Here is a 15,092-nt window from a genome sequence, read left to right as displayed (position 1 = left end):
ACCGCAATGGGGAACCCTCATGGTTCTTCCCTTCTTCTCGCCGAACGTGAAGCGAATCCAGTTAGGGAACACCGTCTTCGAGGGGAAAAACGACGTCTACCTCCTCGACGGTGACCGAACGGTCCTCGTCGACGCCGGTGTCGCACTCCCGGACGTCCGCGAGCAGTTACGCGACGGCCTCGCGGCCCACGACCTGACCGCCGCCGACATCGACGACATCTTTCTCACGCACTGGCACCACGACCACGCCGGACTGGCCGGTGAACTCCAAGCCGAGAGCGGGGCGACCGTCCACGTCCACGAAGACGACGCCGCCCTCGTCGCCGGCGACGAGACGGTCGTGAGCGCACACAGCGACCTCCTCCTCGACGCACTCGGCGACTGGAACATGCCCGAAGGCCCACGCGAAGAACTGCTCGACTTCCTCGACTTCCACGACGAACTCGCGGGCGAGGACGTGGACGTCACTCCCTTCGTCGACGGCGACACGTTCGACGTGAACGGCCAAACTTTCGAGGCGGTCCACCTGCCGGGACACGCCGCCGGACTCGCGGCGTTCGGCTTCGACGGCGACGAGGGCCGAGAGGCGTTCGTCGGCGACGCTATCTTGCCAAAATATACCCCGAACGTCGGCGGCGCGGATTTGCGAGTCGACTCACCGCTCGCGCAGTACGTCGACAGCCTCCTCCGACTCGTCGAGATGGACCTCGAACGCGCGTGGCCCGGCCACCGCGACGTCATCGACGAACCCGCGGCGCGCGCACTGACGATTCTCGACCACCACCGCGAGCGAACGGAGAACGTCGTCGGCGTGCTCGAAGAACACGGTTCCTGCGACACGTGGACGGTCAGCGCGCACCTGTTCGGCGAGTTGGAGAACATCCACATCCTCCACGGTCCCGGCGAAGCCTACGCGCACCTCGACCACCTCGCACACCACGGCGTCGTCGAACGCGACGGCCACGAGTACGAGTTGACCGACGAGAACGTCGACGTCGACGCGCTGTTCCCCGTCGTCGAGAGTCGCTCCTGACTCCTCACCCACTGCACCAGCCACCGTTATTTTCGCGCCGCTCGTAGGCCTCCTCGTGTGCACACTCACCATCGCGTGGCAGGTGTTCGACGAGGCTCCCGTCGTCGTCGCCGCCAATCGCGACGAGGCACTCGACCGGCCCGCCGAAGCGCCTGCGAAGATCGAAGACGACCCCGGCGTCGTCGCGCCGAGAGACGTCGAAGCGGGCGGAACGTGGGTCGGGTACAACGAGCACGGCCTCTTCGTCGGCGTCACCAACCGCTGGGTGACGGGACTGAAGAGCGAGCGTTCTCGGGGACTGCTCGTCCGCGACGCGTTGCGTCGAGAGAGCGCCGAGGCCGCACTCGAACTCGTCGAGGAGGCGGTGAAGGACCACGAGTACGAGGGGTTTAACCTCGTCGTCGCCGACGCCGACGCCGCCTACCTCCTGGAGTGGGACGGCCACCTTCACGTCCGCCAGTACGAACCGGGCGTCCACGTCGTCGTCAACGTCGGCACCGACGACTCCTTTTTCGTCCCGGATAGGCGACCAGACATCGGTCGACAACAGGCGGCGAACGCCCGTGCGGTGCGAGAGGCGCTCCGACCCGAAGACGGCGAGACGGGAGACGAGTGGGTCGAACGCGCCGCCGGAGTCCTCGGCGACCACGAGTACGGCGTGTGCATCCACGCCGACCGGTACGGGACACGCTCGTCGTCGCTCATCACACTCGGCCGAGACACGGACGGGTCGCTTCGAGCGCGCTATCAGTTCGCGCCGGGGCCACCCTGCGAGACGGAGTATCTAGCGGTGGAAAGCCAAGTATAAGGAGGAGCCACTTCGTTGTAGACGTATGAGCGAGCACACGACGCCGGGGTGGTTTGCGTGAGCGTCTCCGAAGCGGAAGCCGAACTCTCGGAGGACGAGCGTGCGGGACTGGAACTCATCCGCCAGTCGGGTGGCATCCACCAGAGCGACTTCTGGAAGGAGCTAGACGTCTCCTCTCGGAAGGGCAGTCGCATCGCCGAAGCGCTGGCCTCGACGGGTCTCATCGAGCGCGAGGATACGGTCTACAACGGACACAACACCTACTACCTCCAGCCTGCGGCCAAAGACCTCGATTTCGCCCTGCTCATGGCGGGCGACATGCTCTCGCCGTTCATCGGTGAAGAGGAGATCAACGCCAACAGCGACGCCTTCTCGCAGTGGCTGATGAACCTCGCGTACGACGACTACTGACGGCCCCTTCTCGACTCACCGAGATTCGACTCCCCGTTTTTGCAGTCTCACAGACGACGCGATTTATCAGCACGACGGCCGTCTTCTCGGCGATGAAAATCACCACGACCGAGGTCGGTGACGACGCCGCCGGTTCGGCCCGCGTGTTCAAGTCGCTCTCAGAGTCGCTCGGTGTGATGGGCGTCGCTCTCAACTACTTCGAGCGCGCCCCCGGCGAGCCAATCGGCTACTGTTATCATCGCCATCACGAGCAGGAGGAGGTGTTCTACGTCCTCTCGGGAACTGCGACGTTCGAGACGGAGGCAGAAACCGTCACCGTCGACGCTGGCGAACTGATACGGTTCGCCCCGGGAGAGTGGCAACAGGGGTCGAATCGCGGCGAGGAGCGACTGGTCGTACTCGCTATCGGCGCACCGTTCGAACAGGGACCGACCGACCTCCGCCGAGACTGCCCGGCTTGCGGCGAGCGAACGCCCGCCGACCCCGAACCGATGGGTGACGGTGTCGTGTTCTACTGTGCCGTCTGCAACACGGAGACCGGTCGGTACGACTGACTAGTCGCGAGCGCGTCGAACGAAACGGGAAAAACTTGGACGTCGGTGAGTGACTTACTCTTCTTCTTCTGCAGCGTCGCCCTCGCTCGCGAGCACGTCGTGCTCGGAGAGGATCTCTTCGAGTTCCTCCGTGGAGGGTTGGCTGAACTGCTCGGTCTCGACGTCGACGGTGGCGACACCGATGCCGTCGGGTGCGAGTCCGTCTTCGTTCACTTCGCCGAGGGCTTCGACGGCGAGGCCGATGCCGGCGTCGAGGTCCATATCTTCGCGGTAGTTCTCTTCGAGGTAGTCGCGAATCTCCGCACGGTCGGCGCCGATAGAGACGGCCTTCCACTCGTAGGGCGTCCCCGAGGGGTCCGTCTCGTAGAGACGCGGCGTGCCCTTCTCGACACCCGCGATGAGGAGGGCGACACCGAACGGACGAGCGCCACCGACCTGCGTGTACTGCTGGATGTGGTCGGTGATCTCCTTCGTCAGCGTCTCGATGCCGATAGCCTCGCCGTAGCGCAGGTGGTTGACCTGTGCCTGGCGGCGGGCGAAGTCGATAAGCTGGCGAGCGTCGGCGACGTGGCCGGCGCTGGCGATGCCGATGTGGTCGTCGGCTTTGTGAATCTTCTCGACGCTCGACGGTTCCATGAGCGGCGACCCACTGCGTTTGTCGGCCGCGAGGACGACGCCGTCTGCCGTCCGGATGCCGATGCTCGCTGTCCCTCGCTTGACGGCCTCACGCGCGTACTCAACCTGGTAGAGACGCCCGTCGGGCGAGAAGATGGTGATGCCACGGTCGTACGCTTGCTGTTGCGCTTGTCCCTGCATAGAGTATCACTCGAAATCGAGTTCCGTCGCTCCCACGAACCCCGACGAGAGACGCACATCGAGGACCGTATCTCGTGCCAGGGCGGTCCGGTCGGAATCCGCGAAGACGACGCTTCTCTCCTCGGGAACTCCGGCCGGCCGTCGTAAATACCTTTCTTCACAGGCACGTACCGTCCCGGAGACACCGCGAACCCGGATACCGACCGAGTGCCCGGAGATTTCGTCGATGCAGGCCAACGCGGCCCGCGCCTCCGAGACGTAGCCTCTACGGGCTCTGACCACCGTCTCGCCGACGCATCCCGAGAAGTGAAAGTCGAGGACCGTCAGGTCGGCGTCGGCACTCCCTGCGTCGCCGACGAAGTTCTGTGCAGCGAACCAGAGTTCGCGTTGGAACGACCCGCGCGAGAGGTCCGCGTCCGGCCACGTCTCCAGTTCGACGGCGAGATAGCGCCATCGCGGTCGGATATGCTTCGGGAGATGCTTCATTCGGCGCTCGGAACCTCGTCGCCGTCGCCCGCTCGCTCGGCGACCAACACGCCGACTTGCTCGTGGACACACTCGACGGCCGTGAGCGCGAACCCGGCGTCGGTGAGCGCGTCGGCGAGCATCCCGACCGTCGCCGGGTCGTCGACTTCGGGACTGTAGAACGGCTCGTCGGGGTTCGGTTCGCCGAAGAACATCACGTCGCCGAGGACGAATCGACGGGGACCGAGGTCCGCAATGGTCTGAATCGCCTCGCGTTTCTCCTCGTCCGAGAGGTGGTGCATCGCGAAGTTCGAGACGACGATGTCCACCTCGCCGTCGTAGTTCGGGTCACGGAACCGGCCCTCGCCGAACTCGACGTTATCGAGACCTTCTTTCTCAGCTTTCTTCCGGGCCTGTTCCATCATCCCTTCGCTGATGTCGCGGCCGACGACGCGTTTCGCCCTCGGGGCGAGTGCGAGGGCGATGGCTCCCGTACCCGTCCCGAGGTCCAAGACGACGTCGTCGGGCGTCGGGTCGGCGTGGTCGACGACGAGCGACGCGCAGGCTCTGTACTCGTCGCTGGACTGTGTCTCGTCGTAGTCGGCGGCTATCTGGGAGAAGCGGTCGGCGTGTTCCTCAATCGTCTTCTTCATGGCTGGCCTTTTCGACACCCGGGGCAATGAACGACTCGGACGTCAGTCGACGGTTGCGCTCGGCGAGTCGACCCCACTCCGCGAGGCCCTCTCGAATCTGGTCGGCAGAGAAACCGATGGTCTCGCCGACGGCGACGAGTTCTCGCGAAGCGCGAAGTTGGAGATGCGAGCGGGGCGTGCCGCTGACGACGTACGGAGCGTCGTAGTGGTCGACGAGTTCGCGGAGTTTTCTGAGGTTGCGAATCGCCTGTACCCGGTGACCGCCGTCGAGTCGGAGGACGGGTCCGAGGTCGAACTCGACGCGGACGCCGTTCTCGCGTGCCGCGCGTGCGAGGACGTGATTGAAGTCCCCGTCGTGTGCCATCGGTCGGGTGAGCACGTCGACGCGTTCCTGTTCGACGGCGAAGCGGTTGAGTGCGTTCGTCCCACCCTGCAGGAGGAGGAGCGTGGCCTTCGGTCGGTAGTTGCCGATACCGCCGCTGGCTCTGTCGGGCGTGTCGGCGACGACTTCGACGGCGTCGACGACGTCGATGGGAGTGGCCGCACGGATTGCTTCGTAGTCCGGCGTCGCGTCGCGGGCACGGACCACGAGTCCGTCGTATCCGTAGCGGGCGGCCGTGTCGGCGAGTCGTGCCGCCGTGCTCTCTCCGTCGGGATACGCGTGGGCCGCCTCGTACATACCTCAGAGATGAGGACTCTGTGGCTTGGTGATTACGGTTCACAGGGACCGGCACTGCTTGGGTGTGAGACTGTTCGAGTGTGACCACCGACCGAGACGTGGGTGCAGTGAGCGCCGACGTGGTGGCTCGACAGCCTTCGTCCGTAGACGGCCGTCTCGACGGGTCTTCCGGGGGCTCACAGACATGGGAGTCTTTACTCAAAATAGAATAAATGTTTTGGTGGTGGCCCTCACAGAGAGTACCATGAAAGCAATCGCAGTGCGTGAGGGAACGAACACTCCGGAGGTCATCGAGAAGCCGATTCCGGAGCCCCAGGAGGGCGAGGTGCTCGTTCGGACCCTTCGCGTCGGTGTCGACGGGACCGACCACGAGGTCATCAACGGTGGCCACGGCGGCGCACCCGAGGGCGAAGACCACCTCGTACTGGGCCACGAGGCAGTCGGCATCGTCGAGGACCCGAACGGGACGGAGTTCCGTGAGGGTGAAATCGTCGTGCCGACGGTTCGACGGCCGCCGAACGGCACCAACGAGTACTTCGAACGCGGCGAACCCGACATGGCCCCAGGGGGCCAGTATCACGAACGCGGTATCGTCGGGGCACACGGCTTCATGGCCGAATACTTCGCCAGTCCGACGGACTCGCTCGTGCGTATCCCGCCGTCGCAAGCGGAGGTCGGGTTCCTCGTCGAACCCATCTCGATTACGGAGAAGGCGGTCGAACTGGCCGAGGCGTCCCGGTCGTCGTTCACGTGGGACCCCGAGTCGGCGCTCGTCCTCGGCAACGGGAGTCTCGGTCTTCTGACGCTGGCGATGCTCGACGAGAACGAGAACTACGAACGTCTCTACTGTCTCGGTCGACGTGACCGACCGGACCCGACTATCGACATCATCGAAGAGATGGGCGCGACGTACGTCGACTCCCGGCAGACGCCGGTCGACGAGGTTCCCGACGAGTTCGAGGGGATGGACTTCGTCTACGAGGCGACGGGCTACGCGAAACACCCGTTCCAGTCGGTGCAGGCGCTCGCGCCGAACGGCGTCGTCGCTCTCCTCGGCGTGCCGAGTTCGTGGGAGTTCGAGGTCGACGGCGGGCAGTTCCACGAGGAGATGGTCCTGCACAACAAGGCGATGGTCGGCAGCGTCAACTCCAACGTCCGGCACTTCGAGTCGGCCTCGCGGACGCTGACGAAGATGCCCGAGTGGTTCCTCGACGAACTCGTCACCGGCGTCTACGGAATCGACGAGTTCGAGAAAGCGTTTGACGAGGGGGACACCATTATAAAAACCGCCGTCCAATTCAGCGCATATGAAGAACGTTGACGACCTCATCGCGAGTGCCGCGGAGTTGGCCGAGCGTGGACTGTCGAAAGGTGAGATTGCAGACGAGTTGAACGTCTCACGAGAGACGGCCAGTTGGCTCGTCGAGCGGAGCGGTGCATCGAGTACGCCCGAACTGTCGACCGACGACTCCGAGTCGGCGTCCGGCGGCCCCTACGACATCCACGTCGACTGGAGTGCGCTCGGCCGCGACAGCACGCGACTGACGTACCTCGGGCAAGCGATGGCCGACCTCCTGTCGAAAGAGGGCGAAGAAGTCGACCTCACCGTCGGTATCGAGAAGGCGGGCGTTCCCCTCGCGACGGTCGTCTCGCGTGAACTCGAAACCGACCTCGGTTCGTACGCCCCCCGCAAACATCAGTGGGAGGAGGGTGACATCGAGGACCTCGGTGGGAGTTTCTCGCGGAACTTCGCACAGATTCGTAACCGCGACTGTTACATCGTCGACGACACCATCACGAGCGGGACGACGATGAAAGAGACCATCGAGGCCGTCCGCGAAGAGGGTGGCAACCCCGTCGCCTGCGCGGTCATCGTCGACAAGCAGGGTGTCGAACAGGTCGACGGTGTACCGGTCCACTCGCTCATCAATGTCGTCCGCGTCGGCGACGAAGAATAAGGTAGCGCTGACGCAACCCCTTTGTGACTCGCTCTCCTACGACGACGTATGACCTTCCAACCTGGAAGCGACCTCAGTTCCGAAGAGGTCCAAGAACGCGTCGACGAGACCATCGAACAGAACCACATCGTGCTGTTCATGAAGGGGAACCGTCTGATGCCACAGTGTGGCTACTCGATGAAGGCGCTCGAACTCATCGGCCAGTACGAAGACGAGTTCGAGACGGTCGACGTCCTGCCAGCACTCGACCAGTACCGTGCGGCCCTCGAAGGCCACAGCGGGTGGGAGACGATTCCACAGACGTACGTCGACGGCGAGTTCGTCGGCGGCAGCGACATTCTCGAAGAGCTCGACGAGCGCGGTGAGTTAGAAGAGACGCTCGCATAATCCGGATTCTCGTCTCCACTGTACCTCCCGAAGCAAAGAGTAGGTCTAATAAGCCTACAGCCCTAACAAGCGGGTAGGTGCAGTTGGATTAGCGTCGCGGGCGTTGCAATCAACCACTACCAGTTACCCATGTCAGGCCGTGTATATCGACTCCACTCGACACTCGAACTGCCACTCGAAGACGTAGAGACGTACTTCGAGAACAATCCCAGTCTTCCGTCGGAGATTGCGGACATCGACATCACGAGACGAAACAACACACTCATCATCAAAGCGGTGGCGGCGGACGAAAGTCTCAGTAAGTACACTCCGACGGCACAACTGAAGGCGAGTGTCACCGAGACGCGCGTCTACGAGGAGGAGCCACCGCGGCCGGGTGGCCCACAGTGGGGCCAGGAGGAAGAAGAGGAGATTCCCTCCGAACTCGTCGAGTTCGCCTGCTTCAAAGGCGACCGCGAGACGGTGCTCCAGAACACGGCGCTGCAGTACCCGATGTTCCTCGTCCTCCGTGACCTCGCACGGCAGGCCGAGAAAGGGACGTTGACCGCCATCACCGAAGTCGACGGTGACCTGCAGGCGACGCGTATCGTCGAGGGCGACGACCGGCCGGCGAGCATCGAAGTCGTCGAGACCCCCTCGAAGAGTTCGAACAACGGCAACGGCGTCAACTGGCGCGACAACAAGTTCATCAGCTAACTCTCGGACGAACGCCCGCGAGACGGCCGCTCGTCCCGGGAGACGAGCAAATTCGGCGTGCGTCGAGCATGCGGGGCGGTATCATTCATCAATCAGCCGAGTGGGCAAAAGACACTTTAGGCTGGTAATTATATCTCATTATACGATGCCAGCGAACTTCCCGGACTATCTCGACGTCGACTACACCGACGGTGAAGGTGAGACGGCCGAGGACTACCCGAGCATCAACCACAAACTCGAGAAGGCTATCGAAGTCACGAAGCAGGGTCTCGAGCAGTACGAGAACCCCGCCGTGATGTGGACCGGTGGCAAGGACTCGACGCTCACGCTCTACTTCGTGAAGGAAGTCGCAGAGCGCTACGACCTCGAACTCCCGCCGACGGTGTTCATCGACCACTACCAGCACTTCGACGAACTGATGGACTTCGTCGAACACTGGGCCGACGAGTGGGACCTCGAAGTCGTCTACGCGCGCAACACGGACATCGGGAACTACGTCGAGGAGAACGACCTCGAACCCGGCGACGACATCCCGATCGACGCACTCAGCGAGCACAACCAGCACCACGTCCGTAACATCCTTGAGTACGAGGAGGACAGCTTCCCGTTCCTGCTCGACACGTACGTCGGCAACCACCTGCTGAAGACCGTCGCACTCAACGACGCACTCGAAGAGTACGACATCGACGGCATCATCTCCGGCATCCGCTGGGACGAGCAGGAGGCCCGTGCCGACGAGACGTTCTTCAGTCCGCGTCACGACCCCGAAATCTACCCGCCGCACGACCGCATTCAGCCAATCCTGCAGTTCGACGAGGCCGACGTCTGGGAGGCCTTCTGGCACTTCGTGGTGCCGGAGACCGTCGAAGAGTACCCCGACGAGGGCTACGTCCCGCAGGACTACGACGACCTGCCGAACGGCCTCACCCACGAGGACATCCCGGTCTCCCCGAAGTACTTCGAGGGATTCCGCTCGCTCGGCAGCGAGATTTCGACCGACAAAGCCGACTCCGAGCCTGCGTGGTTGCAGGACCTCGACAACACGACCGAACGCGCCGGCCGCGCCCAGGACAAAGAAGACCTGATGGAGCGCCTGCGCGACCTCGGCTACATGTGAAGTTCGTCGCGTAACGCCCGAAACTCCACGCGACGCTCGCTGTCTCCTCTCGTTTTTCGCACCGCATAGCCGTGCCCAGTGCTAGGCAGTGACTACGCAAAACTAGATAGTCACAGAGAGCGACAAGTGAAGTGGTATGACCACATTCCCCGATTACCTCGATCTCGATTATTCGGCCGGTACCAAGCAGACGGCCGCCGATTACCCCTCGCTCATGGACAAGATGGCGAAGGCCACGGAAGTGACACTTACCGCGCTCCAGCAGTACAAGAAGCCCGCCATCATGTGGACCGGTGGGAAAGACTCCACCGTCGTCCTCTACGTCGTCCGCGAAGTCGCGCGCGAACACGGGCTGGAAGTGCCGCCCGTCGTCTTCCTCGACCACTTCGAACACTTCGACGAAGTCGAGGACTTCGTCCACCAGTGGGCCGACGAGTGGGACCTGAACCTCATCTGGGCCGCCAACGAGGACTTCCGTGACCTCGGCGTCGCCCCCGGCGACTCCGTCGCCGTCGCCGACCTCAGCGAGAGCAACCAGCGCGAACTCGAACGCCTCGGCTACGAGGGTGACGAGTTCGTCCTCGACGCCGACTCCTTCGAGGGGAACCACCTCCTGAAGACCGTCGCGCTCAACCAGGTCATCACCGAACACGGCTTCGACGGCATCTTCTCCGGCGTCCGCTGGGACGAACAGGAGTCCCGCGCCAACGAGACGTTCTTCAGCCCCCGCCACGAGTCCGAGAAGTACCCGCCACACGACCGCGTCCACACCATCCTCCAGTTCGACGAGGGTGACATCTGGGACGCCTTCTGGCAGTTCATCGTCCCCGACACCGTCGAGGGCTACCCGACCGGTCACGTCCCGGAGAGCACCGCTGACCTCCCGAACGGCCTCACCGCACGCGACCTGCCCGTGAGCCCCAAGTACTTCGAAGGCTTCCGCTCGCTCGGCACCGAGTCGGGGTCGGGCAAGAGCGACGACCGACCGGCGTGGTTGCAGGACCTCGACAACACGACCGAACGCGAGGGCCGCGCACAGGACAAAGAGAACCTGATGGGTCAACTGCGCGACCTCGGGTACATGTAACACGACCTTTTTCTACGTCGGGTCGCCTACGGCGACCACTCCTTGAAAAAGCTCTCTTCGCGGTTTCACCGCGAAGGCTTGGAAGACGCGAAGCGTCTTCCCTTGGGCCAAAAAACCCGCCCCGCGCCTCGCTACGCTCGGCGCGGTACAGCGTGCTAGGTGCGAACCGCACCGCAACCGCACCGCAACCGCGCCGCCACCGCGACCACTCAGCACCGACCACCGAGACACACCTGTTTGCAAGTGTTTCGGCCGCTCCGGCGGCAACCGTAGACTGTTTAACGCAATCGTCGCCTACTCCGAGTCAATGACCGACGACTGGGTGAGTCTCTTCTCCGGTGGCAAAGACTCCTCGTGGGCGCTGTATCGGGCACTCGAAGAAGGACTGAACGTCTCTCGCTTGCTGACCGTCCATCCCGACGGCGACTCCTACATGTATCACGTCCCCGAGACGCGCCTCGCGCGTCTCGTCGCCGAGAGCGTCGGTATCGAACTCGTCGAAGTCGAACCCGGCGACTTGGAGGCGGAGTCGGCGGAGGATTCCGGCGCGCAGGGCGACGCCGAACTCGAACCGCTGGAGGCCGCGCTGACCGAGTTGCAAGGGGAGATAGACCTCGTCGGCGTCACCGCCGGGGCCGTCGAGAGCGAGTTCCAGACCCATCGGATTCAGGGGATGTGTGACCGCCTCGGCATCGACCTCTTCGCGCCGCTCTGGCAGGAGGACCCCCGCGAGCTCGCCGACGCGATGCTCGACGCCGGGTTCGAAATCAAGATTATCCAAGTCGCCGCCGGTGGTCTGGACGAGTCGTGGCTCGGCCGCACGCTGGACGAGGCGGCGCTCGAAGAACTGGAGGAACTGAACGAGCAGTACGGCGTCCACATCCTCGGAGAAGGTGGCGAGTTCGAGACGTTCGTCGTCGACGGCCCGCACATGGAGAAGCGAATCGAGTTGGAGTACGACACTGAGTGGGAAGGGACGAGAGGCCGGATTCGGATTACGGACGCGCGATTAGAGTAACTGCGTCGCTGATTCTCGATTCTCGATTCTCGTAGAAATCGAAGCGGAAAGTCGACGGGGCGTTTAGACCATCTCGTCGGTAATCTTCGTGTGCGCGCCGATGAGCGCACCCGAGAACTCCAACCCCTCGATTCGGGTCCCTTCGTCGATGATGGAGCGTTTGATGTCGGAGTCGACGATGGTCGTGTTCGGGAAGACGATGGTGTCGTCGAGCGAAGAGTCAGTGACCGTCGCTCCGGCCATCACGTGGACGTTGGTACCGAGTTCGGAGTTCTCGATGGTGGCCGACTCGTTGATGTAGTTCTCGTCGTCGAGTTTCCACGCGACGGCGTCGAGATAGCTGTCCGGCGTCCCGATGTCGAACCACGCGCCGTCGAAGGTGAAGGCGTGGACGTCCTCTTGGGACTGGAGCCACTGGATGAACCAACCCGGTTCGTCGGGGTTGTTGCCGCTCGTGAGATACTCGTCGAACTTCGGGAGGTCCTCTTGGCGGAACGCGTAGCACGCGATAGAGACGAGCGTACTCTTCGGGTCTTCGGGCTTCTCTTGGAAGTCGACGACCTTCTCGCCGTCGAGTTCGACCAGTCCGTAGGATTTGGCCTTGTCGTAGGAGCCAACGTCGTACGCGGCGATAGCGGGCGTTCCCTTGGACTCGAAGTAGTCGATGAACTCCGACATCTCGAAGCTCAGCAGGTTGTCACCGGCGACGACGACGAGGTCGTCGTCGACCCCTTCGCGCTCGATGAGTTCCTCGATAGCGCCGACGACGCCGAACTTCTCGTCTTCCTCGCGCGTCTCTTCGACCGAGAGCGTCGGTTTCTCGTACTCGCTGTCGGCGAGATACTCCTCGAACTCCGTCGCGAAGGCTTCGTTCGTACTGACGAACACTTCGTCGATGCGTTCGTCTTCTTCTAGATCTTCGAAGATGATGTCGATGACTGTGTCCTCACCGACCGGGAGAAGCATCTTCGGACGGTGCTTGGTGATAGGCCACAACCGGGTCGCGTAACCGCCTGCCAGCACTACGGCTTTCATATCTGTTCACTTTCGTTCCGGTGGTATGGTTCTTTCCCCTGCGGCGGATACCACAGCCAATCAACAGGAAACGGTTTGTCTCTCCGACTAGTAGGTCCCCGCGATGGACGCGACGACGACGCGACAACGAATCGCCGAAACACTCCGCGAGCAACCGGCGACGGCGAGCGCTCTCTCGCAGACGGTCGGGGTTCCCCGGTCGTCGGTGTACGACCACCTCCAGCACGTCGCCCAGTCGCTCGACGGGACCGACGAGGAGTTCTTGGTCGCCCCGCCGGAGTGTCGCAACTGTGGCTTCAGTGCGTTCGACGACCCCGTCAACTACCCTTCGCGCTGTCCGGAGTGTCGAAACGAAGGAATCGAAGAGGCCGTGTTCAAAATCGAGTGAGAGAGAGAGTAACCGAAATCGTCGAGACGAAACGTTGAAACGCGCGACGAGAGAACTCACACACATGGAACTGCGGGTCATCGAAAAGACCGACGAGGAACTCCGCATCGAGATCGCCGGCGAAGACCACACCTTCATGAACGTGCTGAAAGGCGCGCTCTTGGAGACGGAGGGTGTCGCCGCCGCAACGTACGACGTGAACCCCGAACAGTCCGGTGGACAGACAGACCCGATTCTCTCTGTCAAGACCGAAGCAGGCGTCGACCCCCTGGACGCCGTCGCCGAGGGTGCACGCAGCATCCAGGCGATGACCGACTCCTTCCGCGACGCGTTCACCGCGGCGTAATCGTCGACGCCACCGTGCAACCGGCCGATAGACACAACCACCTCCCGCTGGTGGTCTCTTCTAGAAACGGGACCTCATCGACGTTCTCACGATGAGCGACTGTGAACGAGGAACTCTCTCACGATGTCTGATGTTGCCGGTGCGACTGTCGACCGGGGAACTGCACTCAAAGTACTCGCAAGTTTCGCCGCTGCGGGAGTCCTGTTGTACTTCTTCGGCACGGTCGTCGGGTGGGGCGAAATTCTCTCGACGCTCCGCGATGCGGACCTCCGTTGGCTCGTCGTCGCCTGTCTCTCGTCGACGTTCTGTCTCGTCATCTGGGCGAAGTCGTGGGACGTCATCCTCGCCGTCGTCGACGTCGATATCCCGCTCCCCTCGCTCGTCTCGACGTACTTCGCGGGGACGTTCGCCGACTACGTGACGCCGTTCGGCAAGGCCGGCGGCGGCCCGTTCATCGCCTACATCCTCTCGACTGACGGCCGCGTCTCCTACCAAGAGAGCCTCGCGGGCGTCGTCATCGCGGACCTGCTCAACATGCTGCCGTTCTTCACGTTCGCCGGATTCGGGTTCACGGTACTGTTCGTCCGCGGGTCGGTCCCGCCGCGGGCGGAACCACTCGTCGGTGGCCTCGCCCTCCTCGCGTTCGGGATTCCCGTACTGGTGTATCTCGGCTGGCGACATCGAGGCGTCGTCGAGCGACTCGTCGTCGGTCTCGCCCGGCCGGTCGCCTCTCGGACGAAGTACGTCGACGTCGATTCGCTCAGCAACCGCGTCGACGAGTTCTACGACCGGGTCGACCGAATCGCCGCCCGTCCCAAAGCGCTCGTCGTGACCCTCGTCTACTCGTATCTCGGCTGGCTGTTCTTCGCCGCACCGCTCTTTCTCGCCGGGCAGACGCTCGGGGTGAGCATCGACCCACTGCTCGTCCTCTTTATCGTCCCGGCCAGCACGCTCGCTGGCGTCGCACCGACACCCGGTGGACTCGGCGGGGTCGAAGCCGCAATCGTCGGTCTGCTCGTCGTCTTGACGCCCGTCAACACGGCGACTGCGGCGGCGGTGGCGCTCGTCTACCGTGTGGCGAGTTACTGGTACGTCCTCGGCATCGGCGGCGTCGCCGCGCTGTACGAGATTTACACGCACTGAGAGAGGGTGAAAACCAGTCCTCGAACCCGCACGGAAGGCGGCGGTACCGACGTACCGATTACGGGAACGGGTTCGTCCGACCGCACGTGCCGTCGTGACGGCGGTGGAGCAGTATCGGGTTGTCGTCGGGGTCACCGACCATCGCCATGTCGCAGACGCCGGTCTCGATTGCGTCCATCAGGACGGTCATTCCCGCCTCACGGAACTCCTCGACTGCCGCCTCCACGTCGTCGACGGAGAGCGCGATACTGACACCGCCACCACCCGGCGTAACCGGGACTTGTGGGTTCGCTCGACCGAGCGTGAGCGTCGTCGTCGGGAGCGCGAACTCCGCCCACCCCATCTCGGCGTCTTCGCTTTCGAGGGTCAGCCCGATAGTGTCGCGGTAGAACGAGACGGCGCGTTCGAAGTCGGTGACGGTGTAGTGGACGAAGTCTGCGGCCCTCGCTTCCATGACTGGAGAACGTCGAAATCGGCAATAGCCGTTGTGTAGGGAGT

Annotated in this window: 20 protein-coding genes; 14 read left to right on the top strand and 6 right to left on the bottom strand. The window is 63.2% G+C overall.

Translation table 11 applies throughout. The annotated features are described in order from the left end of the window. Positions 1-46: 46 nt before the first annotated feature. The 4 genes from BM083_RS11185 (at position 47) to BM083_RS11170 (ending at position 2,806) form a co-directional block, all read left to right on the top strand. Positions 47-1,033 (top strand): MBL fold metallo-hydrolase, encoded by a 987-nt coding sequence (locus BM083_RS11185; RefSeq protein WP_089870065.1) that lies wholly within the window; start codon positions 47-49, stop codon positions 1,031-1,033. Positions 1,034-1,088: 55 nt separating this feature from the next. Further along, on the top strand, positions 1,089-1,841 hold the full coding sequence (locus tag BM083_RS11180) for an NRDE family protein (protein WP_089869438.1): 753 nt from the start codon (positions 1,089-1,091) through the stop codon (positions 1,839-1,841). 57 nt (positions 1,842-1,898) lie between these two features. Continuing rightward, complete coding sequence (locus tag BM083_RS11175) at positions 1,899-2,252, top strand: helix-turn-helix transcriptional regulator (RefSeq protein ID WP_009366048.1); 354 nt, start codon at positions 1,899-1,901, stop codon at positions 2,250-2,252. 92 nt (positions 2,253-2,344) lie between these two features. Further along, entirely contained in the window at positions 2,345-2,806 is a 462-nt protein-coding gene (locus BM083_RS11170) for a cupin domain-containing protein (RefSeq protein WP_089869436.1), read from the top strand. A gap of 54 nt (positions 2,807-2,860) precedes the next feature. Here BM083_RS11170 and psmA read toward each other — a convergent pair whose 3' ends face one another. Genes psmA through BM083_RS11150 form a run of 4 tightly spaced genes read right to left on the bottom strand, consistent with a single transcriptional unit; the run spans position 2,861 to position 5,419 of the window. After that, on the bottom strand, positions 2,861-3,622 hold the full coding sequence (gene psmA / locus BM083_RS11165) for an archaeal proteasome endopeptidase complex subunit alpha (RefSeq protein ID WP_089869434.1): 762 nt from the start codon (positions 3,620-3,622) through the stop codon (positions 2,861-2,863). Positions 3,623-3,628: 6 nt separating this feature from the next. Further along, positions 3,629-4,108 carry an Rpp14/Pop5 family protein gene (locus tag BM083_RS11160; protein WP_009366051.1) on the bottom strand — a complete coding sequence of 160 codons (480 nt, stop codon included), beginning with the start codon at positions 4,106-4,108 and terminating at the stop codon, positions 3,629-3,631. After that, positions 4,105-4,740: a class I SAM-dependent methyltransferase gene (locus BM083_RS11155; protein WP_089869432.1), complete on the bottom strand. Its 636-nt coding sequence runs from the start codon at positions 4,738-4,740 to the stop codon at positions 4,105-4,107. The genes BM083_RS11160 and BM083_RS11155 overlap by 4 nt, the downstream gene beginning before the upstream one ends. Continuing rightward, positions 4,724-5,419, bottom strand: a complete 696-nt coding sequence (locus tag BM083_RS11150) for an RNase P subunit p30 family protein (RefSeq protein WP_009366053.1) — start codon at positions 5,417-5,419, stop codon at positions 4,724-4,726. The genes BM083_RS11155 and BM083_RS11150 overlap by 17 nt, the downstream gene beginning before the upstream one ends. 244 nt (positions 5,420-5,663) lie before the next feature. Here BM083_RS11150 and BM083_RS11145 point away from each other — a divergent pair, with 244 nt between their 5' ends. The 7 genes from BM083_RS11145 to BM083_RS11115 all read left to right on the top strand — a co-directional run bounded on the left by BM083_RS11145 (position 5,664) and on the right by BM083_RS11115 (position 11,682). Further along, positions 5,664-6,740 carry a glucose 1-dehydrogenase gene (locus BM083_RS11145; RefSeq protein ID WP_009366054.1) on the top strand — a complete coding sequence of 359 codons (1,077 nt, stop codon included), beginning with the start codon at positions 5,664-5,666 and terminating at the stop codon, positions 6,738-6,740. Further along, positions 6,727-7,377 (top strand): transcriptional regulator GfcR, encoded by a 651-nt coding sequence (gene gfcR, locus BM083_RS11140; RefSeq protein ID WP_009366055.1) that lies wholly within the window; start codon positions 6,727-6,729, stop codon positions 7,375-7,377. Before BM083_RS11145 ends, gfcR begins: the two co-directional genes overlap by 14 nt. Positions 7,378-7,425: 48 nt before the next feature. Next, positions 7,426-7,764 (top strand): glutaredoxin family protein, encoded by a 339-nt coding sequence (locus BM083_RS11135; RefSeq protein WP_089869430.1) that lies wholly within the window; start codon positions 7,426-7,428, stop codon positions 7,762-7,764. Between the two features lie 129 nt (positions 7,765-7,893). After that, positions 7,894-8,460 (top strand): DUF7110 family protein, encoded by a 567-nt coding sequence (locus BM083_RS11130; RefSeq protein WP_009366057.1) that lies wholly within the window; start codon positions 7,894-7,896, stop codon positions 8,458-8,460. A gap of 145 nt (positions 8,461-8,605) precedes the next feature. Continuing rightward, a complete protein-coding gene (locus BM083_RS11125) occupies positions 8,606-9,577 on the top strand; it encodes a phosphoadenosine phosphosulfate reductase family protein (RefSeq protein ID WP_089869428.1) in 972 nt (323 codons plus the stop codon). 136 nt (positions 9,578-9,713) lie between these two features. Next, positions 9,714-10,664: a phosphoadenosine phosphosulfate reductase family protein gene (locus BM083_RS11120; protein ID WP_089869426.1), complete on the top strand. Its 951-nt coding sequence runs from the start codon at positions 9,714-9,716 to the stop codon at positions 10,662-10,664. A 307-nt stretch (positions 10,665-10,971) separates the two neighbouring features. Continuing rightward, positions 10,972-11,682: a diphthine--ammonia ligase gene (locus BM083_RS11115; protein WP_009366060.1), complete on the top strand. Its 711-nt coding sequence runs from the start codon at positions 10,972-10,974 to the stop codon at positions 11,680-11,682. A gap of 63 nt (positions 11,683-11,745) precedes the next feature. Here BM083_RS11115 and BM083_RS11110 read toward each other — a convergent pair whose 3' ends face one another. Next, positions 11,746-12,717 carry a nucleotidyltransferase family protein gene (locus BM083_RS11110; RefSeq protein WP_049893540.1) on the bottom strand — a complete coding sequence of 324 codons (972 nt, stop codon included), beginning with the start codon at positions 12,715-12,717 and terminating at the stop codon, positions 11,746-11,748. Between the two features lie 103 nt (positions 12,718-12,820). On the opposite strand from BM083_RS11110, the gene BM083_RS11105 reads away from it, so the two are divergent. From BM083_RS11105 to BM083_RS11095, 3 genes are all read left to right on the top strand, one after another. Continuing rightward, the gene (locus BM083_RS11105; RefSeq protein ID WP_009366062.1) at positions 12,821-13,105 is read left to right on the top strand and encodes a transcriptional regulator; all 285 of its coding nucleotides are present in this window, start codon (positions 12,821-12,823) and stop codon (positions 13,103-13,105) included. Positions 13,106-13,169: 64 nt separating this feature from the next. Next, positions 13,170-13,451, top strand: coding sequence for a DNA-directed RNA polymerase subunit L (locus tag BM083_RS11100; RefSeq protein WP_049893632.1), 282 nt, complete (start codon positions 13,170-13,172; stop codon positions 13,449-13,451). Positions 13,452-13,574: 123 nt separating this feature from the next. Then, positions 13,575-14,594, top strand: coding sequence for a lysylphosphatidylglycerol synthase transmembrane domain-containing protein (locus tag BM083_RS11095; protein WP_089869424.1), 1,020 nt, complete (start codon positions 13,575-13,577; stop codon positions 14,592-14,594). Between the two features lie 58 nt (positions 14,595-14,652). Here BM083_RS11095 and BM083_RS11090 read toward each other — a convergent pair whose 3' ends face one another. Continuing rightward, a complete protein-coding gene (locus tag BM083_RS11090) occupies positions 14,653-15,048 on the bottom strand; it encodes a VOC family protein (protein WP_089869422.1) in 396 nt (131 codons plus the stop codon). Positions 15,049-15,092: the final 44 nt, after the last annotated feature.

Origin of the sequence: Halogranum rubrum (genome assembly GCF_900114455.1) — an archaeon.
In the GTDB taxonomy this organism is placed as follows: Archaea; Halobacteriota; Halobacteria; order Halobacteriales; family Haloferacaceae; genus Halogranum; species Halogranum rubrum.
Note: the sequence above shows the minus strand (reverse complement) of the source record. Positions and strands in the feature narration are given on the sequence as shown.

What these genes read in the sequence shown, in the direction of transcription:
- BM083_RS11170 (WP_089869436.1), top strand. Translation starts at nt 2,345, where the DNA reads ATGAAAATCACCACGACCGAGGTCGGTGACGACGCCGCCGGTTCGGCC.
- psmA (WP_089869434.1), bottom strand. Translation starts at nt 3,622, where the DNA reads ATGCAGGGACAAGCGCAACAGCAAGCGTACGACCGTGGCATCACCATC.
- BM083_RS11160 (WP_009366051.1), bottom strand. Translation starts at nt 4,108, where the DNA reads ATGAAGCATCTCCCGAAGCATATCCGACCGCGATGGCGCTATCTCGCC.
- BM083_RS11155 (WP_089869432.1), bottom strand. Translation starts at nt 4,740, where the DNA reads ATGAAGAAGACGATTGAGGAACACGCCGACCGCTTCTCCCAGATAGCC.
- BM083_RS11150 (WP_009366053.1), bottom strand. Translation starts at nt 5,419, where the DNA reads ATGTACGAGGCGGCCCACGCGTATCCCGACGGAGAGAGCACGGCGGCA.
- BM083_RS11145 (WP_009366054.1), top strand. Translation starts at nt 5,664, where the DNA reads ATGAAAGCAATCGCAGTGCGTGAGGGAACGAACACTCCGGAGGTCATC.
- gfcR (WP_009366055.1), top strand. Translation starts at nt 6,727, where the DNA reads ATGAAGAACGTTGACGACCTCATCGCGAGTGCCGCGGAGTTGGCCGAG.
- BM083_RS11135 (WP_089869430.1), top strand. Translation starts at nt 7,426, where the DNA reads ATGACCTTCCAACCTGGAAGCGACCTCAGTTCCGAAGAGGTCCAAGAA.
- BM083_RS11130 (WP_009366057.1), top strand. Translation starts at nt 7,894, where the DNA reads ATGTCAGGCCGTGTATATCGACTCCACTCGACACTCGAACTGCCACTC.
- BM083_RS11125 (WP_089869428.1), top strand. Translation starts at nt 8,606, where the DNA reads ATGCCAGCGAACTTCCCGGACTATCTCGACGTCGACTACACCGACGGT.
- BM083_RS11120 (WP_089869426.1), top strand. Translation starts at nt 9,714, where the DNA reads ATGACCACATTCCCCGATTACCTCGATCTCGATTATTCGGCCGGTACC.
- BM083_RS11115 (WP_009366060.1), top strand. Translation starts at nt 10,972, where the DNA reads ATGACCGACGACTGGGTGAGTCTCTTCTCCGGTGGCAAAGACTCCTCG.
- BM083_RS11110 (WP_049893540.1), bottom strand. Translation starts at nt 12,717, where the DNA reads ATGAAAGCCGTAGTGCTGGCAGGCGGTTACGCGACCCGGTTGTGGCCT.
- BM083_RS11105 (WP_009366062.1), top strand. Translation starts at nt 12,821, where the DNA reads ATGGACGCGACGACGACGCGACAACGAATCGCCGAAACACTCCGCGAG.
- BM083_RS11100 (WP_049893632.1), top strand. Translation starts at nt 13,170, where the DNA reads ATGGAACTGCGGGTCATCGAAAAGACCGACGAGGAACTCCGCATCGAG.
- BM083_RS11095 (WP_089869424.1), top strand. Translation starts at nt 13,575, where the DNA reads ATGTCTGATGTTGCCGGTGCGACTGTCGACCGGGGAACTGCACTCAAA.
- BM083_RS11090 (WP_089869422.1), bottom strand. Translation starts at nt 15,048, where the DNA reads ATGGAAGCGAGGGCCGCAGACTTCGTCCACTACACCGTCACCGACTTC.